This window comes from Sphingomonas gellani (assembly GCF_900110035.1).
Classification (GTDB): domain Bacteria; phylum Pseudomonadota; class Alphaproteobacteria; order Sphingomonadales; family Sphingomonadaceae; genus Sphingomonas; species Sphingomonas gellani.
Window position 1 is genome coordinate 1 of sequence record NZ_FOCF01000001.1, and the last position, 21,731, is coordinate 21,731.

17 protein-coding genes, 1 tRNA gene and 2 pseudogenes are annotated in these 21,731 nt (G+C 64.8%); 7 read left to right on the plus strand and 13 right to left on the minus strand.

What is annotated here, in order from left to right:
• Together BMX37_RS00005 and BMX37_RS00010 are read right to left on the minus strand one after the other, a co-directional pair.
• Window positions 1–327: copper homeostasis protein CutC (locus BMX37_RS00005; RefSeq protein WP_280139194.1), on the minus strand; the 327-nt coding region annotated here is incomplete at its 3' end.
• Window position 328: 1 nt separating this feature from the next.
• Window positions 329–1,330: a glycosylasparaginase gene (locus tag BMX37_RS00010; protein ID WP_093663458.1), complete on the minus strand. Its 1,002-nt coding sequence runs from the start codon at window positions 1,328–1,330 to the stop codon at window positions 329–331.
• A 155-nt stretch (window positions 1,331–1,485) separates the two neighbouring features.
• On the opposite strand from BMX37_RS00010, the gene BMX37_RS00015 reads away from it, so the two are divergent.
• Entirely contained in the window at window positions 1,486–4,668 is a 3,183-nt protein-coding gene (locus tag BMX37_RS00015) for a TonB-dependent receptor domain-containing protein (RefSeq protein ID WP_093663459.1), read from the plus strand.
• Between the two features lie 115 nt (window positions 4,669–4,783).
• Here the strand turns inward: BMX37_RS00015 and BMX37_RS19390 are convergent.
• From BMX37_RS19390 to BMX37_RS19395, 3 genes and pseudogenes are all read right to left on the minus strand, one after another.
• Window positions 4,784–4,940: pseudogene (locus BMX37_RS19390) on the minus strand (IS91 family transposase); the annotation flags it as partial.
• Between the two features lie 6 nt (window positions 4,941–4,946).
• On the minus strand, window positions 4,947–5,087 hold the full coding sequence (locus tag BMX37_RS19060) for a hypothetical protein (RefSeq protein WP_425288418.1): 141 nt from the start codon (window positions 5,085–5,087) through the stop codon (window positions 4,947–4,949).
• A pseudogene (locus BMX37_RS19395) lies at window positions 5,088–5,138 on the minus strand (hypothetical protein); the annotation flags it as partial. It lies immediately after the preceding gene.
• A 2-nt stretch (window positions 5,139–5,140) separates the two neighbouring features.
• On the opposite strand from BMX37_RS19395, the gene BMX37_RS19065 reads away from it, so the two are divergent.
• Complete coding sequence (locus tag BMX37_RS19065; RefSeq protein WP_093663460.1) at window positions 5,141–6,493, plus strand: hypothetical protein; 1,353 nt, start codon at window positions 5,141–5,143, stop codon at window positions 6,491–6,493.
• Between the two features lie 10 nt (window positions 6,494–6,503).
• A complete protein-coding gene (locus tag BMX37_RS00030; protein ID WP_093663461.1) occupies window positions 6,504–7,124 on the plus strand; it encodes a DUF6118 family protein in 621 nt (206 codons plus the stop codon).
• 133 nt (window positions 7,125–7,257) lie between these two features.
• On the opposite strand, the gene BMX37_RS00035 is transcribed toward BMX37_RS00030, so the two are convergent.
• The 4 genes from BMX37_RS00035 to BMX37_RS18345 all read right to left on the minus strand — a co-directional run bounded on the left by BMX37_RS00035 (window position 7,258) and on the right by BMX37_RS18345 (window position 13,625).
• Entirely contained in the window at window positions 7,258–11,304 is a 4,047-nt protein-coding gene (locus tag BMX37_RS00035) for a hypothetical protein (protein ID WP_139197894.1), read from the minus strand.
• 423 nt (window positions 11,305–11,727) lie between these two features.
• Window positions 11,728–11,803, minus strand: a tRNA-Glu gene (locus BMX37_RS00040).
• A 147-nt stretch (window positions 11,804–11,950) separates the two neighbouring features.
• Window positions 11,951–13,324, minus strand: coding sequence for a class II 3-deoxy-7-phosphoheptulonate synthase (locus tag BMX37_RS00045; protein WP_093663463.1), 1,374 nt, complete (start codon window positions 13,322–13,324; stop codon window positions 11,951–11,953).
• 40 nt (window positions 13,325–13,364) lie between these two features.
• A complete protein-coding gene (locus BMX37_RS18345) occupies window positions 13,365–13,625 on the minus strand; it encodes a hypothetical protein (protein ID WP_139197896.1) in 261 nt (86 codons plus the stop codon).
• Window positions 13,626–13,762: 137 nt separating this feature from the next.
• Here BMX37_RS18345 and BMX37_RS00050 point away from each other — a divergent pair, with 137 nt between their 5' ends.
• Entirely contained in the window at window positions 13,763–14,755 is a 993-nt protein-coding gene (locus BMX37_RS00050) for a M48 family metallopeptidase (RefSeq protein WP_093664180.1), read from the plus strand.
• 13 nt (window positions 14,756–14,768) lie between these two features.
• On the opposite strand, the gene cysS is transcribed toward BMX37_RS00050, so the two are convergent.
• Window positions 14,769–16,235: a cysteine--tRNA ligase gene (gene cysS / locus BMX37_RS00055; RefSeq protein WP_093663464.1), complete on the minus strand. Its 1,467-nt coding sequence runs from the start codon at window positions 16,233–16,235 to the stop codon at window positions 14,769–14,771.
• Between the two features lie 182 nt (window positions 16,236–16,417).
• Between cysS and rpsU the strand changes: the two genes are divergently transcribed.
• Together rpsU and BMX37_RS00065 are read left to right on the plus strand one after the other, a co-directional pair.
• The gene (gene rpsU / locus BMX37_RS00060; RefSeq protein WP_093664181.1) at window positions 16,418–16,624 is read left to right on the plus strand and encodes a 30S ribosomal protein S21; all 207 of its coding nucleotides are present in this window, start codon (window positions 16,418–16,420) and stop codon (window positions 16,622–16,624) included.
• Window positions 16,625–16,750: 126 nt separating this feature from the next.
• Window positions 16,751–17,329, plus strand: coding sequence for an FKBP-type peptidyl-prolyl cis-trans isomerase (locus BMX37_RS00065; RefSeq protein WP_093663465.1), 579 nt, complete (start codon window positions 16,751–16,753; stop codon window positions 17,327–17,329).
• 176 nt (window positions 17,330–17,505) lie between these two features.
• Here BMX37_RS00065 and BMX37_RS00070 read toward each other — a convergent pair whose 3' ends face one another.
• From BMX37_RS00070 to wecB, 3 genes are all read right to left on the minus strand, one after another.
• A complete protein-coding gene (locus BMX37_RS00070; RefSeq protein ID WP_093663466.1) occupies window positions 17,506–18,261 on the minus strand; it encodes a metallophosphoesterase family protein in 756 nt (251 codons plus the stop codon).
• Between the two features lie 75 nt (window positions 18,262–18,336).
• Complete coding sequence (gene wecC, locus BMX37_RS00075) at window positions 18,337–19,629, minus strand: UDP-N-acetyl-D-mannosamine dehydrogenase (protein ID WP_093663467.1); 1,293 nt, start codon at window positions 19,627–19,629, stop codon at window positions 18,337–18,339.
• Window positions 19,613–20,743: a non-hydrolyzing UDP-N-acetylglucosamine 2-epimerase gene (gene wecB / locus BMX37_RS00080; RefSeq protein WP_093664182.1), complete on the minus strand. Its 1,131-nt coding sequence runs from the start codon at window positions 20,741–20,743 to the stop codon at window positions 19,613–19,615. The genes wecC and wecB overlap by 17 nt, the downstream gene beginning before the upstream one ends.
• Window positions 20,744–20,855: 112 nt before the next feature.
• Between wecB and galU the strand changes: the two genes are divergently transcribed.
• Window positions 20,856–21,719 (plus strand): UTP--glucose-1-phosphate uridylyltransferase GalU, encoded by an 864-nt coding sequence (gene galU / locus BMX37_RS00085; protein ID WP_093663468.1) that lies wholly within the window; start codon window positions 20,856–20,858, stop codon window positions 21,717–21,719.
• The last annotated feature ends 12 nt before the right edge of the window (window positions 21,720–21,731 follow it).

The following is a 21,731-nucleotide window of genomic DNA, read 5'->3' on the forward strand; positions in this document are numbered from 1 at the left end:
GAGCCGCCGGTCGGCTTCGCTCGCGCCGATCACCACGCCGGCCAGACCCGCCTCGGCCGCGAGGCGGATGTCGTCGGCGACCAGCGCCCGTTCGGCGGTGGAGGCGATGAAGTCCCCTTCGCGGGGGCGGCAGAGCAGGTGGACGGGCAGGGTCCCCGCCGCGGCGGCGCGGATCAGCGACTCCGGCGGGGTCAGGCCGCCGATGCCCAGCGCGGCGCACAGCTCGATCCGGTCGGCGCCGCCCTGCGTGGCCGCGACGAGCCCCGCGACCGAATCGACGCACACCTCCAACAGGCGGCGCGGGGGCTTTGCTGGCGTCGGTGTCACCTCAGGCCCGGAACAGCGATCCGGCCTTGTGGACGACCGTGCGGCCGGCGGCGTCTGTCGCAGCATAGGTGAAGCCCGGCAACAGGCAGAACGCGCCCACTTCCCCTTGCGGGCCAAGCGCCAGGAAGCCGACCTGAACCCCCCGGATCGCGTCGCCGCGCAGGGAGGCGATGTGCCGCACCACCTCTTCGCAGGCGGCCTGCGGGGACAGGCCGGCGCGCATGGAGGCGACCACGCGTGCGGTGCCGGCCACGCGCGTCACCTCTTCGCCCAGGCCGGTGGAGGTCGCGGCACCCACACCGCGCTCCACGAACAGGCCGCAGCCGACCTGTGGCGAATCGCCGACCCGGCCGCGCATCTTGAACGCCATGCCGGAGGTCGTGCAGGCGCCCGCGAGCCGCCCGGCCGCGTCGCGCGCCAGGATGCCGATCGTGTCATGGTCCAGCGCGCCGCCAGGCGTTCGCGACACGCGGTTCTCGACATTCGCCTCCGGCCGGTAGTTCGCGGTGCGCAGCCAGTCGCGCCACGCCTTTTCCGCCTCCGGGGTGAGCAGCGCGCGCTGTGGAAAGCCCTGGTCGCGGGCGAAGCGGGTCGCGCCGTCTCCCACCAGCATGGTGTGCGGCGTCTTTTCCATCACCCGCCGCGCGACGGAGACCGCATGCACCGTGTCTTCCAGCGCCGCGACTGCGCCCACCTGACCGGTATCGTCCATGATGACCGCGTCGAGCGTCACATGCCCGTCGCGGTCGGGATAGCCGGAATAGCCGACCGAGTGATTGGCGGGATCCGCCTCCGGCACCATGCCGCCGGCCTCCACCGCGTCGAGCAGGGAACCGCCCGCGCTCAGCCGCGCAAACGCCGCCGCATTGGCCGCCGCGCCGAAATCCCAAGTCGACAGGACCGTCGCGCCAGGCCCCGCAGCGCGCTTGCGCCGTTGCAACGCGGCGGCAGGCGTCGCGGCCAACAGGCCCATGGCGGAGAGCAGAGAACGTCTATTGGTCATAGGTGCTTCCCCAATGTGTGTCACCAAAGCGATGGCACACGTGAAATCGCGGCGGAAAGGTCCTATTCGGGTATTGACGAAGGCCCTTCATTGGTAAACCATGATTTCACCGGCGCGACGATAACGATCGTGCGGAGGACACAGTGGGGGCTTTCATGATGTTGCGGCATTCGGTTTCGTTGATCGCGTTGGGCGGGGCTTTGGGGATCGCTGTTCCCGCGACAGCCCAGCAGGCAGTCGACACGGCTGGGGACGGGCAGGCGGCGGCCGCCTCATCTCGTGACGGCGCGGCGACCGATCAGACCGCACCGACGCCCGATGGCCTGACCCCTGGCCAGCAGGTCCCCAACAGCTCCGCCACGCGTCGCAACGCTATCTCCGGTGTGGCGAACACACCAACCGAGTCGTCGGTCGGTGACGTGGTGGTCACCGGTACGCGAATCCAGCGGCCGAACAGCGCCTCCGCCGCGCCGATCACTTCCGTCACGTCCGCCGACATCAAGGCGCAAGCACCGGTGAACGTCGAGGAGGTTCTGAACCGCCTGCCTCAGGTCGCGCCCGACAACCAGCAGACCTATCAGGACTCGGACGGTCGTCAGCGCATCAAGCTGCGCAGCCTGGGTTTCGAGCGCACGCTGGTGCTGATCGACGGCAAGCGGATCGGAACGCAGAACGGCCAGGATACGAACATCATCCCGGTTTCACTGTTGGAGCGGGTCGACATCCTGACCGGTGGTGCGTCGTCCGTGTACGGCTCGGACGCGGTGGCCGGCGTCGTCAACTTCATCCTGAAGCCTGATTTCGACGGCGTGCGGATCGACGCCAATTACAATTTCTACAACCACGACAACAAGGCGAACATCGTCACGCCGGTGGCGCAGGCGAGCGGCTTCTCGCCTTTGCTGGGGAAGGTGAATGACGGCGGCCGCGCGGATGTGACGCTGACGGTCGGCAAGCGGCTGTTCGACGGCAAGCTGAACCTGTCCGGCTTCGTCAACTACAAGCATCAGGACCTGATCCCGTACGACTCGCGATCGACCTCCGCCTGCCAGATCGGACAGACGTCAAAGGACGGCCCGCTGTCCTGCTCTCTGTCCACCTATTCGATCAGCGGCTACATCTCGCCGCGCGCGGGCGCCAACAGCGGTCGCGCCTATATCAACGATCCGAACGGCGCGCGCACTTTCGTCCCTTATGGCGTCGGCGTAGGCAATGCGGCAAACCCGTATGACGGCTATTCCTACCAGAGGCAGCTGAACCGCCTGAACGCAGGCGGCTTCGTCACGCTGAAGCTCGCGCCGGAATATGAGGTGTACGGGTCCGCGCTGTGGTTCCGTGACAAATCCATCAACCGGTACCCGACCCGTGTGTTCGCTGCCGCCAATTACGATGCCGGCGTGTATCAGGTGAATTGCGACAACCCGTTCCTGTCCGCCAGCCAGCGGACGGTGCTCTGCGGCGCGCAGACGACGGGCTTGGTGCCGCTCGACATACGCTATCGCTTCAACGGTCTGCCGTATCAGGTCGACAGCTATCTCAACAAGGGCATCCGTGCCACCGGCGGCATTCGCGGCAAGGTGGACGAGGTTTGGACCTATGACGTGGGCGGCGTGTACGCGCGCAACCAGCAGGACTGGAACTCGTCGCGCCTGAGCAACTACACCAACGTCAACCGCTCGCTGAACGTCGTCAACGTCAACGGCACGCCGACCTGCGTATCCAAGGTTAACGGCACCGATCCGAACTGCATCCCCTTCGACGCGTTCAGTGCAGGCAACAACAACCAGGCACTGGTCGACTATTTCTACAGTGGCGTCGATCCGGCTATCCAGACGACGGTTGGCATCCTGTACGACTTTCAGGCGAACATGACCGGTGACCTGGGCAAGTATGGGATCACCTCGCCTTTCGCCCATGACGGGGTCGCGATCGCGTTGGGAACTGAGTTCCGGAAGGACCGCCAGTTCTCCACGTCCACGCCGGGATTCCGGGAAGATTACGGCGGCACCGATTCCGATCGCAGCCAGCATGTCTGGGAATCGAACGCGGAGCTTCAGCTGCCGCTGGTGCAGGAGCAGCGCTTTGCGCATCTGCTGCAGGCCAATCTGGGCGGCCGCCTGTCCAAATACAGCTCCAACCCGTCAACATTCACCACGTGGAAGGCGGAGGGGCTGTACGCGCCGGTGCCCGACCTCACCCTGCGCGCATCGTTCAACAAGGCCCAGCGCGCGCCAACCGTGGTCGAGGCGTTCCAGGCGAGCAACATCAGCTATGGTCGTCAGGGGGGATCGCAGAACGACTTCTGCGCGCCGACGGCCCTGACCGATCCCAAGACCGGGCTGCCGCAGACCGATGGCAATGGTCAGCAGCTTTACGGTGCGCCCATCGCATCGCGTGACGTGTGTCGCGCCACCGGCCTGTCGGACGCGCTGTACGGCAGCAGGACCCTGTTGTGCCCGGACAATCAGTGCACCACGCGTTCGGGGGGCTTCACCGCGGATCCGGAGACGGCCTATACCCAGACCTATGGCCTGGTGGTGAAGCCGCGCTTCATCCGTGGCCTGACCTTCTCGGTCGACCGTTATCGGATCAAGATCAACAACTCGCTCGGCTATAACGATTACACCTATTACACCGATGGGTGCCTGCGCTCGGGCGGCGACGCCTTCTTCTGCTCCGGCATCGTGCGTGCGCCCGACGGGACGCTGTACTCGCCGCCGTCCAGCAACCCGACCAGTGGCTATATCCGCCAGGGCACGAGCAACTATTACTTCTCCATCGCACGCGGGTATGACTTCCAGGCGAACTATGCACTCGGCCTCGGCGGAGCAGGCCGGATGGACTTCGACTTCAACGGGTCGCTGACCACCTTTGCCGGCAGCCAGGACTCACCGGTGCAGCCGCAACGAAATTGCGTTGGTTATTTCCGTAACGGCTGCAACCAGTTGCTGCCTAAGTGGACGCACACCCTGCGCACCACCTACACGCTGCCGGACAACGTGTTCAGCGCATCCCTGAATTGGCGCTATGTCGGGTCGCTGACCAGCGCGACCAACTCGGGCGATCCGGCGATCAACGGCTATTCGGCGACGGACAACCCAAACCCGGCGCGCACCACCTTCTACCACATTGCGCCGCAGAGCTATTTCGACCTGGCACTCACCTTCAACATCGCGCAGCGCTACAGCCTGCGCCTGATCGCCAACAACCTGCTGGACAAGAGCCCGCCGATCGTCGCCAACTCCTACGACATCAGCCTGGCGCGGTCGAACACCATCCCCCAGCGCTATGACAGCCTGGGCCGCAACATCGCGATCAGCACCACCATCCAGTTCTGATCCGCTACACTTCGAGAGGGGGGCATAACGCCTCCCTCTTTTTTGTTGAGTTTCGGTCGCGAGGGGCCTGACGTCTGCGAGTGAGTGCACAGGAGGTCACGCTGATCCAGCGTCTTGTGCAGGCTACGACGTGCCCGCCGAGTGCCCACGGCCAGCAACTGCTCGACCGCCGACATGACCTTGAGCTGTGCGAGGCTGAGGTGCCCGGCTTCGCGATCCCTTATGCTAACCGGCGCTGCGTAAATATCCGCGATCTCGAGAGAGGCACGCACGCTGCGTCACCTTGGCGAGGTCTTCCGCTCCATCAGCGCGAGCAACTGGTCGAGCCGGCCGATGACCGCGCGGATCGTGCGCGCGGCGACCTTGGTGTGAAGCGCCGCCGTCTCCAGCTTGCTGTGACCAAGTAGGGCTTGGCTCACGCGGATGTCGACATTCTGTTCAGGCAGGCGACTAGCCAAGCAGTGCCGCAGATGTGCGAGTTGATGCGCTTGCGGATGCCGGTCGCGTCCATGTCGGCGAGACTCGCGAGCAGGCGCGTGCCGGTCTGATCGATCGCTGGGATCGCGATCGTCAGGCGATGCCGGCTGCCACCCGCATCATCCTTACCCACACCAATGACGAGGTGCAGGCGCTCAACCATGCCGCGCGCGACCGGCTGCGTATCGCGAGGCAGCTCGGTGAGGATACCGCGCTCCGCGCCGAGCGTGGGCAGCGGACTTTCGCCTCGGGTGACCGGATCATGTTCCTCAAGAACGAACGCAGTATGGGCGTGAAGAACGGTTCGCTCGGTATCGTCCAGAGCGTGACCGCCGCCCGCATGGCGGTGACGCTCGATGATGGTCGCATGGTCGCGTTTGACCTCAAGGACTATGCGCATGTCGATCACGGCTACGCCGCGACCATTCACAAGGCGCAGGGCGTCACGGTCGATCGTGCCCATGTGCTGGCAACACCGGGCCTCGATCGGCATGCCGCCTATGTCGCGCTGTCCCGGCATCGCGACACTGTGGGCCTGCATTATGGCCGCGACGATTTCGCCGAGCCCTCGAAGCTGGTCCGCGCGTTGTCGCGCGATTGTGCCAAGGACATGGCCCCGGATTACACGCGCGACTTCGCCGATCGCCGGCAGATCCGGTTGCCCGAGCCGGTCGTGATAGAAGCAAGACCCACGCCGACGCGCGATCCGTTCGCAGGGCTGGACCTGCGGCCCATGGCGCCACCGCCGACGCGCGGAATGTTCGATGGCGTGCGGATTGCGGTACCTCAGCCGGTGCGTGCGCCCCTATCGATCGGTCTTGAAACCGCAGTGCAGCGCTTCGCACGAGCGGCGACCGATATCCTGCGGATGCGCAACGACGGATATGCCGAATTGCCGCACCATCGGATCGCCTATGACAAGGCACGCGAGGCTCTGGACACTGCGCGGCCGGAAGCGTCGCGCGACCTACGCGCAGCCTTTGCGCGCGATCCCGGCATGATCAGCGAAGCCGCGCAGGGCCGCACCAGCGCCGCCCTTCGCGCGATGGCGTTGGAGGCGGAGTTGCGCGCCAGTCCGGAGAAGCGCGCAGATCGGTTCGTCGAGGACTGGCAGACGCTGGCCAAGGCGCATCGCACATTCCGCCACGCCGGCGACGACGCCGGGGCTCGTGCCATCGGCCAGCAGATGGGTGCTTGGGGCAAAAGCCTCGAACGCGATGCCCAGGTCGAGTCGCTGGTCAGAAAGCGCCTGCCGAAACTGAGGATCCCGGCCAGCGGAGGTAATTCGATATCCCACAACGTGCAGGAATGGCTCGGCCTCTCGCGTAGCCGCGGGCTAGAGCGATAGACCTGCGCGAATGGATCAGGACACCACCCGCGAAGTCGATACCAGTCTTGCCGCCCATGCGTTCGGCGAACTGCGTGCAGAGATCAGCCTGCTGCGTCGCGCCGTCGAGCGGCTGACCGACGAGCGTATATCTCAGCCGGATTATGCACCGAGCCTTGAGGCAATTGCCAAGCGGCTGGAGGATGTTTGCGCGTCGGTGCAGCGGCTATCAGAGCGACCGGCGCTGAAGCTTACGCCCGAAGCTATGGCGCGGGAGATCACGGCGGCGGCGACCGCAAGCCGGGAACGCGACCGGGAGATGTTGCAGAGTGCGGTCGCCAACATGAACGGGGCCGCCGTTAATCTCAGCGCTGCGCTTGCGGGCGCGCGATCGGCTGCTGAGCAGAGCCGCGAGTTGCTGCACAACCGCGTCGCCTTCGCTGTCGCTGGTATGGTGACGTTTGCGATTCTGCCCGGCGCTGTCGCGCGATCGTTGCCGGTCAGTTGGGCGGTACCCGAGCGGATCGCGGCACGGATGCTGGGCGCCGATATGTGGCAGGCAGGTCAGCAGATGATGGCGAAGGCCAACCCAGAGCGCTGGGAACAGATTGTCGTCCACGAACGGCGGCAGCAGCCAGTCAAACGAGAGTAGCGGCCGCTTTGCGCCCTAATTACCGTCATTCCAATCGGCGACTAGCTATTCCGAAAGCCGTCGTTCGTTCATGTGGCAAAGCGACATCCCCTAACGCCCCGAGTGTAGAGATTCATCGGGTGTCAAGCCAACATCACCCCCTTGCGTACCGCGAGAGGAGCTCCTCGGTTGGGGCAACTCCGAGCAATCCCTCCAGCTGCTCCGCGCTCGGCTTCTCCCGATCAAAATGCATGGAGCGAACAAAGCATTCCGTTTCCAGCGTGTAGATGCCCGTGTGCAAGACCCGACCGCCGAATCCACGGTAGGCGTCTTTGCCGCCGAAAACACCTTTCTCGCCAGCGACCACCCAGATGGCTGCCAATCCCTCACGATCGAGCATGGCTAGGAAAGCATCCCGATCGACCAGCGCCGCTTGGTATCCCGGCTCGATCACAGACGGATCGAAAAAGCGGATTTCGCCACCCGCATCCACGAAGGTTGGTTTTTGACCATCCTGCAAGCGCAGGCCCATCGCTTTGGCGAGCCAGGGCGCAGGCAACTCGATCCTGACCGTCTCATCGACAGAATAGTCGTAACCACCCCGTTCGGACAGGTAATGTGAAGTGGTCGGGCGGACCGAGACTGACAAGCCGTTCCAACCGTCACCCTCTACCCAGTCATCCTGATCCTGCAGCATCGGATGCCACGGATATTCGCCGAGGAAATACGAACTATCAAGATGGAATTCAGGCAGCGCGTGCGGATTGACGAGGGTTTGGCTACCAAAGTCCTCTATTGCCTTGGCCACATTGCCTTTGGCGACGACGACGCAGGTGACGCGATACCAGGTCTCGCGCTGCATGGATTTGTTATCGCCGTCGAGACCGGATTGCCGCCACGAAGCAAAGCTATGCAAGGGCAACCAACGGCGTTTGGTCTTCGGGTCGGTCAGGTCGATAAGCGAAGCATCATTAAGTAGGTCACTGTCACTATCCAGCCAGGCGAGGCGCTCTAGCGGCTCAACTTGTCGTAGCCGGGGCTGGACCGGAACCCACCAGGTCCGATCCCATTGCTTCCAACCGTCATAATGGGTTTTCGTGACCAACAGCGATGGGTCCAAATCTCGCAGACCCACATCGCGCGCGCCTTCATAGGCACGGCGCTCATCCCCATAGCCCTGACCCATAAATAGCAGATTGTCCGCCATCCGCGCGACCAATTCGCGCAGGGCCAGCCACTGATATTTCTTCCCGATCCGCTCAACGCGATGCTCGTGGCGATCGCCGCTGTAACCGCGCTCCAACTTTGCAAACCGCTCCTGGGTCCAGCCGAGTTCATGCGCGCGCATGCAAATCCAGCGCCGCCCCCAGCCTCGATTGAAGCGGGCAGAATAATCGTGTGGCTGTTCCGAATATAGGGAATGCCGAACGAACGTCTGCGCCGTTACCCGGTATTCTTCCCATTTCTGGGACGGTAACGTCGCTTGGAATGTCTTTTCGGCAGCCTTCAGCGCGGTGCGCTCGGGCGTCTCTTTATAGCTAAGGTCGCCGTCGCAGGCTTTGGCTGCCTCCGCTACGGCCTCAAATGCGGTAAGCTGCTCCTCGCTGGCCTGAGCAATAAACTGTTCGAGCCAGTCGCGCGCCAAGCTATGGGCGCTTGGGCAATCTTCTGCGTCGATGGGCACCGGCGCCCATTTGTCGATCGTGTGATCAATCACATAGCGCGCGAAATCGCCGTCATTGACTACCGAGCTGACGGTGGAGTCGCCATAGTAAGCGCCGTTGTAATTCTGCTTGTAGCTTTCGATCGTTGCCTTCGACACGTACTCGATTGGCCACGGACTCTTATAAGGCGGGCGCACCCTCATTAGATCTATGGTGGACGGCAGCTGCTCACGGAATTCCGTATAGGCGATGATGCCGCGCGCATGGTCGCGAAGTAGCTCATTGAGTGGTGGCTCGCTGGCCGCAAATATCAACGCGTTGGTCGTGGCGGCGAGTTCGGACAGGCCATCGGCTGTCTTACCCTGCAATGCCGCACCGTAGGCGGCGGCAAATAACCGCTCCCTGAGATAGAGGTCATTCGCCTCGGCGAACAGGCGGAGCGTGGACGCAGCAAGAGTCAGGCGCGTGGCAAAGAGCGACGCCAGCGCTTTGGTCGCCTTATCCCGAACGGTGCGGTGCGAAGTGGTCAGAAACCAGGAAAGGGTGATCGCAGCTAGCTTGGCACGATCATCGTCAATCGCGCCCATACCGTTCTGCATGGCCCAGCTGATCACGACCTCAACCGGATCATCTTCGCTGCCGCGATCATTCAGAAACACCGACCAGTTGGCATCCCGCTCGGGCATGGAGCGCGCGGAAAGGCGTTCATGCATATAAAGCGCGTTGAATTTGTTGTCGGGCTCGGTGACGACCGAAATGAGCAGGTCGCGAACGCCATCGTCGTTCTCGAAAAGCCGAAGGCATTCAAAGGTTCGGTCGGTAAAAAATCGCTGCTCGCGCCATAGCAGGCTGTCGAGAAATGCCTGCCGGATCGCCCAGTTAATCTCCGGCCGAAGATCTACGATCTCCACGCCGCAGCGTTCGGGCAACTGGATCGCAATCGCTTCGATGATGCCGGCGACACGGTAATATTCTTCACCGAAAACCAACCCGCCCAGCACGGTGCCGTCAGCAAATGAACCCTTCACATCCCCAAAATTCGCATGCTCCCGCAGCAGGCGCGCCGCGATGGCGTGATCGCTATACCGCTCGAAAGTGAACCGGACCATCGGCACGATCTTGTCATCATCGTCACGGATGAGTTCGATCGCCAGAACGCCCTCGCTCTCAAATTGAGAAAGCAGGCTCTTATCGAGAGAACCACCCGAGGGCAGAATCGCTTCGAATGCGGCGATCACCTCGGTTTTGGTAGCATAACCTTCGCCACGGTTGACCAGAATATCGGTGAAGCTGGTCAGCGCAGTCGCGACCAGATCGAGATGCGGGTCGAGCTTCATGCGCCGGGTGACGGCACGAGCAACCGCTTCGTTGTAGAAGCCAAAAATGGCGCTTACGCCGCGCAAACCGCGTGGAAGCTCATTCTGGCCTTCCTTCTCGAGGAAGTCGCAGCAGGTTTTCAGGAAAAGCGGATTCTGAAACTCTGGCACCAGATTGGGTGCGCCGGGGCGGACGATGCTGCGCTTGGCCAGATAGACATTGGCGGCTTCGCCGCCGCGGCCGGCGAAGCCTTGGTGAGTTATCCGCGCCAGACGGTCGTCATTCAGGGATTCTGGCACGACATGCTGCACATAGGTCGATCGGCAGGACAGCACGATGCCCACATGCGGGAAAGGTTCGGCCATTTTGAGGAACGCGGCCAGCCGATCCGGCCAAATATCCGTACCGTGGCGTTCATTGATGGCGTCAATGCAGATGATGGCGCGGACGCCGGCCGCTTGCCCGGCAGCATCCAAACTTCCGAGGAAGTGCTTGGCTTGTAGGTCCGGCGCCATATCCAGCTGCGCCATGATCTGCTTCCAGGGCTCCCCTTCAACCAGCGCGCTACCCAGCACCAGCAATGCCGGCCGATTGGCGTGGATCTGATGTTCCACGACGTCCGCGAGTAGATGCGACTTGCCCGTTCCAGCCTTGCCCTGCAGCAATACGGCATGGGCATTCGCCAGCCGCCAATCGTCGGATTCTAACTCTGCCTCAATGTCCCGGACGACATCAATGAGGCGGTAAAGCTCTTCTCGCGCCCAATCTTCTCTGGTGACGCCATGCTCGGCTTGGCTGGCGGGGAGAGTGAAGACCCAGTTTAGCGCATCGTAGCAGGCCGAAGAGCATGCTTGCGCCGCCACCTGCCAAGCCGCGAGCGGAAACTGGCTCTCGGGACCAATGGGCTCGATATCCAGCGCTTGGGTGAACGACGATAGGGCTTCGCCCAGCGCGGTGATCTCTTGAGGTTCGTCATTCTCGCCAAGCGCGCGCGCGATAGCTTTGAGGGCCCTACTGCCACGATCGCCTAGGGCTAGCGACCATTCTAGCACCGTTCCATCCAGCGACGGGTCACGGGCAAATGCCATGAAAGTCTTGCGGATCGGCAATTCGACATTGGAGTCGGGTGTATAGCGCGAGCCCAGGGCCTCGCGGGCTTTTCCAAATTGCTCTGCGAACCACTCCGAAGTGAGCGCGGTAGCCCCAAACCAATAAAGCAAGCGCCCACTGTAAGCGGGGCTATCACGCGGCCGAGGCTCAGCGGCAACAGCTAATTAAGGAAGCGCGCACCAAAAACGGAAGTCTAAAAGAGCATTTCAAGCAGCTCGCGTTTGGTTGCCAAGAAGCGTTTGAAAAGGCGTGCTCCAGTCTATCGCGGGCATGATCGGAGCGCGATGCCGCGGCAACGAGAACTAAAGACCGCTCAAGCAAGGTGCGAGACTGGAAGCAGACAGTCGGCTAACGGCCCAATAACCGACCAAAGGGTGGTGTATTCAACCTAAATTTTGGCGAGGGAGCGATTGCAGTCGGCAAGGCATGCCACGCGTTCCATTAAAGCCGGGAATAACTGTGGGACGAAATGTGGAGGTGAATTCGCTCTCATCGTTGAAAATCGCGGTAATCCGCCGATTTCCGCTTGACGATGGTGACCCCTACGGGACTCGAACCCGTGTTTTCGCCGTGAGAGGGCGACGTCCTAGACCGCTAGACGAAGGGGCCGTTTGCGGTGGAGGCGGGCACCTACGGGACCCCGGTGGGATCGTCAAGGGCCTCTCGACACACATTCTCGCCGAGCGGTTCCGGCGACTGTTACCCGCGAGCCACGTTACCCGCGGCGGCCCGCGCAGAGCCGGCCGCCGCGGTTGGTCAGGCCGCCTCCGCCTGGCGCTGGCGCATCTCCTCGTTCAGCATCTCTGCCAGCAGGAAGGCGAGCTCCAGGCTCTGGCTGGCGTTGAGACGCGGGTCGCAATGGGTGTGGTACCGGTCGGCCAGGCTCTGTTCCGTCACGTCCACCGCGCCGCCAGTGCACTCCGTGACGTTCTGCCCGGTCATCTCCGCATGGATGCCGCCCGCATGCGTACCTTCCGCGCGGTGAACGGCGAAGAAGCCGCGCACCTCGGCCAGGATGCGGTCGAACGGGCGCGTCTTGTACCCGGTCGCGGCCTTCACGGTGTTGCCGTGCATCGGGTCGCACGACCAGACCACCGGATGCCCCTCCCGCTTCACCGCGCGCACGAGGCGGGGCAGGGCGGCCTCGATCCTGTCGTGCCCGAACCGCGTGATCAGCGTCAGTCGTCCCGGAACGCGCCCCGGATTGAGCGTGTCGCAGAAGCGGAGCAGCGCGTCCGGCTCCAGCGTCGGGCCGCACTTGATCCCCACCGGATTGCCGATGCCGCGCAGATATTCGATGTGCGCCGACCCCTCGAAGCGGGTCCGGTCGCCCAGCCACAGGAAATGCGCGGAGGTGTCGTACCAGTCGCCGGTCAGCGAATCCTGCCGTGTCATCGCCTGTTCGAACGGCAGCAGCAGCGCCTCATGGCTGGTGTAGAACTGTGTCTGCGCCAATTGCGGCACGGTTTGCGGGTCGATGCCGCACGCGGCCATGAATTCCAGCGCCTCGCCGATCCGGTCGGCCATCTCGCGATAGCGCCGGGCCCAGGCGCTCGACCCCAGGAAATCCAGCGTCCAGCGATGGACCTGATGAAGATTGGCATAGCCGCCCTGAGCGAACGCGCGCAGCAGGTTCAGCGTCGCCGCCGATTGCGAATAGGCACGGATCATCCGCTGCGGATCGGGCGCCCGCGACTCGGCGGTGAACGCGATGTCGTTGACGTTGTCACCGCGATAGGACGGCAATTCGACGCCGCCGACCGTTTCCATGTCGGCGGAGCGCGGCTTCGCGAACTGGCCGGCCATGCGGCCCAGCTTCACCACCGGCTGCTTGGAGGCGAAGGTCAGGACCACCGCCATCTGCAGGATCACGCGAAACGTGTCGCGGATATTGTCCGGGTGGAATTCCGCAAAGCTTTCGGCGCAGTCGCCGCCCTGCAACAGGAACCCGCGACCCTCCGCAACCTCGCCCAGCGTGGCGGTCAGGTTGCGCGCCTCTCCCGCAAAGACCAGCGGCGGAAAGTTGCGCAGCGTGTTCGTGGCCGCGTCCAGCGCGGCGGGGTCGGGATAATGGGGAAGCTGGCGGGCCTCGGCCCTGGTCCAGCTGTCCGGGGCCCATCTGGCAGCCATGATGCTCGGTTCCGGTTCTTGTGCGACGATTGCGGCGTCGTCATGCCCCCGTTCGGCTGTCGAGGCAATCAAGGATCGCTTCGTCCGTGCACAGCCCGGCTGCGTGCACGACCAGGGTTCGCGATTGGTCAGGCGGCGCGGCGACGCTGCATCTGCACAACTTCATCCGTCTTGATGCCGCGCAGGCGGCGCGCAGCGCTTCGCCCGCTTGCTGCGATACACCAGACACCAGCATTCCGATCAACATGCCCGCGGCCAGACCGGCCAGCAATCCATAGGAAATGGCGAGACGAAGCTCCACTCAACTCTCTCGTGTCGAACCGGAATCGGCTAATTAAGGGGACGAATGATCCGCGCAATATGACAATGGTATAGCAGCCCTTTTACGCGGCAACCGGTGGATGGTTGCCGTCGGATGGCAAGACTATGGACGAAATCATGCGCTTTTCCCGTATCATGGCCTGCCTGCTGCCTCCGCTGCTGCTCGCGGCCGCACCGCCGGCGGCCGACGACCCCGCCGCGACCTTCTCCGCGCTCGCGGCGGTCGACACGCAATTGTCCACCATTGGTCAGCGACTGGTGACCGCGAACGTGGCGCTGTGCGACCGCCACGGGCCGGCACCGGGGTGGGTCCTACACGCACTTGGCCAGTATGAGCCCGGCTTGCGCGATGCGGCGCGCGCGCGGTTCGGATTCGACGGGCCGGTGGCGATCGAGACGCTGGTTCCCGGATCGCCCGCTGCGGTTGCCGGGATAGTGGCCGGCGATGCGCTGTTGTCGGTGAACGGGCAGGCGATCGACCAGTCGCCACCCGGCAATGCCGCCAACACCGTTCAGCGCGATGCGGCGGAGGCGCTGGTGATGCGTCAGCCCGCCGACGCACCGTTGGATGTGGCGCTGTCGCGCGGCGGGCAAAAGCGTCGCGTCACCGTGCCCGCGACCCCCGGTTGCGCCGCGTCGTTCGAGGTGCTGCTTGGCAACGGCATGGACGCGTCGTCGGATGGTCGCCGGGTCCAGATCGGCGTGCGCTTCCTGGCCCGCTATTCGGACGCAGAGGTCGCCGCCGTCGTCGCGCATGAACTGGCGCACGTCGTCCTGCATCACCGCGAGCAACTGGAGGCGGCAGGCGTCAAGGACGGCATGCTCGCAGAGGTCGGTCGCAGCGGGCGCCTGCACCGGCGCGCGGAGGACGAGGCGGATCGGCTGAGCGTCGCGCTGCTATACAACGCCGGCTACGATCCGGCCGTGGCGGCGCGCTTCTGGCGGGACCATGGCGGCGATGTCGATGGCGGCCTGTTCCGCAGCCGCACACACCCGCCATCAAAGGCGCGCGCGGCGGCAATCGATGCGGAGGTCGCGGCGATACCCGCCGGTGCAGCGCGGCCTTACACTCCCGCGGTGCTCGCGACCCGGACCCAGCCGATGAATTGAGCGGCGGCTCCGATCAGGCCGTCGGGCGCCAGTCCCAGCCCAGCGGATCGCCGTCCATCACCTCCACACCAGCCGCCAGCAATTCGTCGCGGATCGCGTCGGATCGGGCGAAGTCCTTCTCGGCACGCGCCGTGCGGCGTTCCGCCAGCCGCTCCGCAATCGACTCTTCGGTCAGCGTCGCGTCGGCTGGACGCACGCGCAGGTCGGCGCGGCCGATCTCGCCAAGCGACAGCCCCAGCACCGCGTCATAGTCCGTCAGTGCCGCGATGCGATCGGCCGGTGCGATCCGCTTGTCCGCCAGCATCGTGTCGAGCACGGTCAGCGCGCGTGCGGTGTTCAGGTCGTCGGACACGGCGGCATCCAGCTGCTCGCGATACGCCGATGCCGATCCCGACGATGGCATCGCCGGTCTGGCCTTCAGCGCCTCCACCGTCTGCGCCAGCCGCTTCAGCCGCGTGGCGGCGGCGGCTAGGCTCTCCCAGCCGAATTCCAGCTCCGAACGGTAATGCGCTTGCAGGCACATCAACCGATAGGCGAGGGGGTGATACCCGCGATCGACCAGGGTCTTCAGCCGCAGGAATTCGCCGGAGGATTTCGACATCTTCCCCGCGCGTTCGACCAGGAAGTTGTTGTGCATCCACAGGGTGGCGCCGGTGTAGCCGGGCTCGCACGACCCGCAATGCGCCTGGTTATGCGCCTGATTCTGGGCGATCTCGTTGGGATGGTGGATCTCGCGATGATCGATCCCACCGGTATGGATGTCGAAGCGGTTGCCCAGATATTTCCGGCTCATCACCGAACATTCCAGATGCCATCCGGGCGCGCCGCGACCCCAGGGGCTGTCCCACTCCATCTGCCGCTGCTCGCCCGCCGGGCTGGTGCGCCAGATCGCGAAGTCTGCCGCGTGACGCTTGCCCTCGACCTCGTCGATGCGGCCTTCGACGGATGCAGGCTCTTCCGCCGGGGCGTTGCCGCGCGCCAGCCGGCCGTAGTCCGGCACCGTGGACACGTCGAAATACAGGCCACCTGGAAGGCGGTAGCAATGCTCCGCCTCGATCGCGCTAGCGAAGGCGATCATCTCTTCCACATGGTCCGTCGCCACCGACCAGCGGCTGGGCGCTTCGATGTTGAGGGCCACGACGTCGGCCTTGAACACCTCGGTATAGTGCGCGGCGATGTCCCAGATCGACTGGCCGGCGCGTGCGGCGGCGCGTTCCATCTTGTCCTCGCCCTGATCGGCGTCGGACGTCAGGTGGCCCACATCGGTGATGTTGATGATGTGCGTGGTCGGCCATCCCTTCCACCGCAGCACCCGGCCCAGCGTGTCCGCGAACAGGAACGCGCGCATGTTGCCGATATGCTGGTAGTTATAGACCGTCGGCCCGCAGGTGTAGAGGCGCACATTGGCCGCATCGAGTGGCTGGAACGGCTCAAGCGCGCGTGTCAGCGAATTGAACAGGGTGAGCGGGGTGCCGTGCATCACCGTGCCTTAGACGGGCGCTGGCGGGGCCGCAAACCCGCGGACAGCGGCCGGTCCGGGCGGTTCGCACGCCTGTCGCACGACTTGCTATCCGGGCGGGGCGCTGGTAAGGGGCCGCATTCGTCGGCTGGAACCGGGTGTTCGCGGCCGCCAAAGCTATTCGATCGGAGTTCGTCGGTTTTATGCAGATCATCGTTCGCGAAAACAATGTCGACCAGGCCCTGCGCGCGCTCAAGAAGAAGCTGCAGCGTGAGGGCGTGTATCGCGAAATGAAGCTGCGCCGGCATTACGAGAAGCCGTCGGAAAAGCGTGCTCGTGAGCGTGCGGCCGCCGTGCGCCGCGCTCGCAAGCTGGAGCGCAAGCGCGCAGAGCGTGACGGCGCCCGGTAAGCACTCGCTTACCGTGACGGGCATCGCGAAAATTAGGCGCGATGCCGTGAACTTCGTAAACTTTGGGGGAGCGCGGGTCGGTATCCCGGGCCTGCGCGCTCCATCCTTGCCGTTAGGGGCCAACCCATGTCGACCGTGACCGCCGTTCCGCTTCAGCCGGTCAAGCGGGGTTATCTGGTCTGGCTGTGGCTGGGCATCGTCGTCGCCGCGCTGGCGGCGGTCGCCTTGGCGGCGCAGGGTGACGACTTCCTGAGCCGCAATGCGCGGGCGAAGGGCGTGGTGACCACCCCGTCTGGTTTGCAGTACAAGGTGCTGACCCCCGGCAAGGGCGGACAGCGTCCGACCGACGCCGATGTCGCGCTGGTCATGTACGAGGGCAAGCTGCTCGACGGCACCACCTTCGACAAATCTCAGCAGCCGACGCCGATGCCGGTCGCGGCCGTCGTGCCCGGCTTCTCCGAGGCGCTGAAGACGATGGAGAAGGGCGAAAAGGCCCGGTTCTGGATCAAGCCAAGCCTCGGTTATGGCGAAAAGGCGACCGGTCCGATCCCCGCCAACTCCACGCTGGTGTTCGACGTCGATCTGCTCGACTTCCTGCCCGAGGCGCAACTGCGCCAGATGCAGCAGAGCATGATGGGTGGCGCAGGACCTGGCGGCATGCCGGGCGGTCCTGGCGCGCCGACTGCTCCGCCGACCGGGCGCTGATCGATCCGAATCTTCGGCGTCAGCGTCGGGGATCGGGGCACGTCTCCAGTAGGTTGCTAGAGAACAGTGGAGCCGCCCGGTCCGTAGCGGCTTCCCAACCAACTTCCCCCCCCCCACGCCGCAAATAGCCGGCTTGAGCTTGGCAACGCCTCGCACGTTCCACCTTTCGGCAGGTCTCAGGTCGTCAATTCCCAGCTGTCAGAGCCTTGCAGACCCAAGGCCGTCAGCCGCCCGGTCGAGAATGCGCCAGTGTCGATGCCGATGCGGTGGCTGCGATACTCGACGGTCTCGCTGATCGTGTGGCCATGCACCACATGCTTCTCCAGCGCCGTGCCATGGTCCAGGAAGCGATCCCGAATCCACCGCAGCTGCGCAGGCGTCTGTTCCGCCAGCGGCACGCGCGGATCGACCCCGGCATGCACGAACACATAATCGCCGGCGACGACCATATCCTCGAAGCCGTCGATGAAGGCGCGATCCTCCGGCGACACATGCGCCGCCAGCAGGTCCGCCAGCTCGTCGAAGTCCGACCGCTCATACGCCGCGTCGTCGATGCCGTAGCTTAGCGCCGTTTCACGTCCACCGACCCGGCAGAACAGTCGCAACGCATCGCGTTCACCCTCCATCGCACGCAGGAAGATCTCTTCGTGATTGCCCTTCAGCACGCGAACGGGGCGTGTCCGTGCCAGTTCGCGCACACGCGCCACCACGCCTGCCGAATCGGGGCCGCGATCGACCAGATCGCCCAGGAAGATGATGGTGGTGGCGGCGTCGTCGCGCGAAGCATCGTCGGCCTCGATCCGCGCCAGCAGATCGTCGAGCATGCCCAGGCAGCCATGGACGTCGCCGATCGCGTACACGCGCTCGCCATCCGGCAGAAAGGGGCCGGCGACAGCGGGACGCTGCCGCGATTTGAAGAACCGTGCCATCATGGGAAGAAACAAACGCTCACTCGCCCTTAATCGGCGCTGTACCGCGCTGCAACAAGAGCAAAGCGTCGCCTTTGCTCAACTCGCGAGGCGTAGCGAGGTTCGGCTCGATGGCGATGGCTGATCCGACCAGATGCCGCGTGTGTCCAGCACCCGCTTGTCCGCACGTTCCTCCAGCGGCACGGACCGGAACACGTCATGGTCGACCAGCACGATCATCACCGGACACGTCTCGATCGCGGTGTCGATGTCGATCAGGGTCGCGCCCGACCGTGACAGCGGCTCGGGCAGACTGGCGATGTGCGGCTCGACTACGCGGATGCGTTCCCCGAACCGGGCGGCCAGCGCGTCCGTCACCCGCAAGGCGGGACTTTCACGGAAGTCGTCGATGTTCGCCTTGAACGCCAGACCCAGGCACGCCACCGGCCCGCTCGTCACCTCGATCAGCTTGGCGGCTTCGGCGATGACATGGTCGGTCTTGCCGTCGTTGACCTCACGCGCAGTGCGGATCAGCGGGGTGCGGTCGGGCGCGGCGGATACCAGGAACCACGGATCGACCGCGATGCAATGTCCGCCGACGCCGGGGCCGGGGTTCAGGATGTTGACGCGCGGATGGCGATTGGCCAGCCGAATCACGTCCCACACGTCGACGCCGACCGTGTCCGCGACCAGGCTGAGTTCGTTGGCGAAGGCGATGTTGACGTCGCGGAATGCATTCTCCGTCAGCTTCGTCATCTCGGCCGTGCGCGCCGTGGTGGTGACACAGGCACCGCGGACGAACCGGCGGTAGAAAGCGAGTGCCTTGCGCGCACAACGCGGCGTGATGCCGCCGATCACCCGGTCGTTGTCGATCAGTTCGACCAGGATGCGGCCGGGCAGGACACGCTCCGGACAATAGGCGATGGCGATATCCGCCTGGTCGCCGGTGCGGCCGGGTACCTTCAGGTCGGGGCGCAGTTGGGCGAGCAGGTCGCGCACCTTCTCCGTCGTGCCGACAGGCGATGTCGATTCGAGGATTACGGTATCGCCCGGCTTCAACGCGGCCGCGACGGTGGTCGCCGCCTGCAACACATAGCCGATGTCCGGCGCGTGATCGGCATCGAACGGGGTCGGCACGGCGATGACGAAGATGTCGGCCTGTTCGATGATGGTCGAGGCACGCAGGGCGCCGCGCGTGACCACGCCGGACACCAGCCCGTCTAGATCGACCTCTTCGATATGGACCCGGCCGGAATTGACCGTCTCCACGACGTCGGCGGAGACGTCGACGCCCAGCACCCGTGCACCCGTGCGCGCGATCACCGCGGCGGTGGGCAGGCCGATATAGCCCAGGCCCAATACGGCGACCTTCAGTTCAGCCTCGGCATGCATCCGCGATGATCTCCGCAATCCTGTTGCTGGCATGACCGTCGCCGAACGGATTGTGGGCGCGGGCCATGGCGGCGTAGGCGGCATGATCGTCGATCAGCGTGAAGATTTCGGAAACGATGCGGTCCTCGTCCGTGCCGACCAGCCGAGCGGTTCCGGCGGCCACGCCCTCCGGCCGCTCGGTCGTCTCCCGCATCACCAGCACCGGCTTGCCGAGCGCCGGAGCCTCCTCCTGCACACCGCCCGAATCGGTCAGCACCAGATGCGCCAGGTCGAGCGCTGCGACGAAGTGCGGGTAATCGAGCGGATCGATACGGAGGATGCGGGGATTGTCGCCCAGCACGGCGTCCATCACGCCGCCCACATTGGGGTTTGGGTGCATCGGGAAAAGCACGGCGACGTCTTCCCGCGCCGCGATCCGGGCCAGTGCGCGGGCGATGGCCGTCATGCCGTCGCCAAAATTCTCGCGTCGGTGCGTGGTCACCAGGACCAGTCGCTTGTCCCGGACCCGATCGGCGATCGGCAGCAGGCCGCTGGCGAGCGCGGGTTCCCGTGCGATGCGGTCGCGTGTCCAGTGCAGCGCGTCGATCACGGTGTTGCCGGTGACATGGATCCTGGCCGGGTCGATCGCCTCGCGCCGCAGCGCCTCTGCCGCGGTGTCCGTCGGGGCGAAGTGCAGCGCGGCGATGGGTGCGATCATGCGCCGGTTCACCTCCTCCGGCCATGGGTGGTAGATGTCGCCGGATCGCAGCCCGGCCTCGACATGGGCGACCGGCACCTTGCGATAATAGGCCGCCATGGCGCCCGCCATCGCGGTCGCCGTGTCGCCCTGAACCACCACCATATCGGGCCGCTCCGCGTCCAGCACCGCGCCCAATCCGGTCAGCAGCCGCGCGGTCAGCCGGTCCAGCGTCTGGCCCGGTTCCATCAGGTCGAGGTCGATGTCGGGGACCAGACCCGCGATCTCCAGCACCTGATCCAGCAACCCGCGATGCTGCGCCGTGACGCAGGTCCGCACCGACACGTCGCCCCGGTCGGTAAGGGTGCGCACGACGGGAAACAGCTTGATCGCCTCCGGCCGGGTGCCGAACACGACGAGGATGCGGGGCTTTGTCATGTCCGCGTCCTGCCAGCGTGCCATTTAAGGGCGTGCTAAGATCGGGGCGTCGTTGCGGGGCATGTGCCGGGTTGCTATGCGGCGGCGCACCACGCTGGGAGCGCGAAGAACGATGTCGATCAAGCCCGTCCGCAAGGCCGTTTTCCCCGTCGCGGGTCTCGGCACACGTTTCCTGCCCGCGACCAAGGCGATGCCGAAGGAGATGCTGACCGTCGTCGACAAGCCGCTGATCCAGTATGCGGTCGAAGAGGCGCTGGAGGCGGGGATCGAGCAGATCATCTTCGTCACCGGACGCGGCAAGGGCGCGCTGGAGGATCATTTCGACATCTCCTACGAGCTGGAAGCGACGATGAAGGCGCGGGGCAAGAGCCTGTCGCTGATCGACAATATCCGGCAAAAGCCGGGCAGCCCCGTCTATGTTCGCCAGCAGGAGCCGCTGGGCCTCGGCCATGCGGTCTGGTGCGCGCGCGAGATCGTCGGCGACGAGCCGTTCGCGGTCCTGCTGCCGGACGAACTGATGGTCGGCGGCTTCATGCGTCAGATGGTGGAGGCGTATAACCGCGTCGGTGGCAACGTCATCGGCGCGCTGGAAGTGCCGGCCAGCGAGACGGACAAGTACGGCATCATCTCGCCCGGTGCGGTGGATGGCCGCCTGACCGAGGTGAAGGCCCTGGTCGAGAAGCCGAAGGGCAAGGCACCGTCCAACCTGATGATCCCCGGCCGCTACATCCTCCAGCCGGAGGTGATGGGTATTCTGGAGCGTGGCGAAAAGGGTGCCGGTGGGGAAATCCAGCTGACCGACGCGATGGCTCAAATGATCGGGACGCAGCCGTTCCATGGCTTCACCTTCGATGGCGAGCGCTACGACTGTGGCGACAAGGCCGGCTTTATCCAGGCGAACCTGGCGCTGGCGCTGGCGCGGGACGACATCGGTCCGGCAGTGCGGACATTCGCGGAGGCGCAGCTCGGCCGCTGATCCGGTCGACAC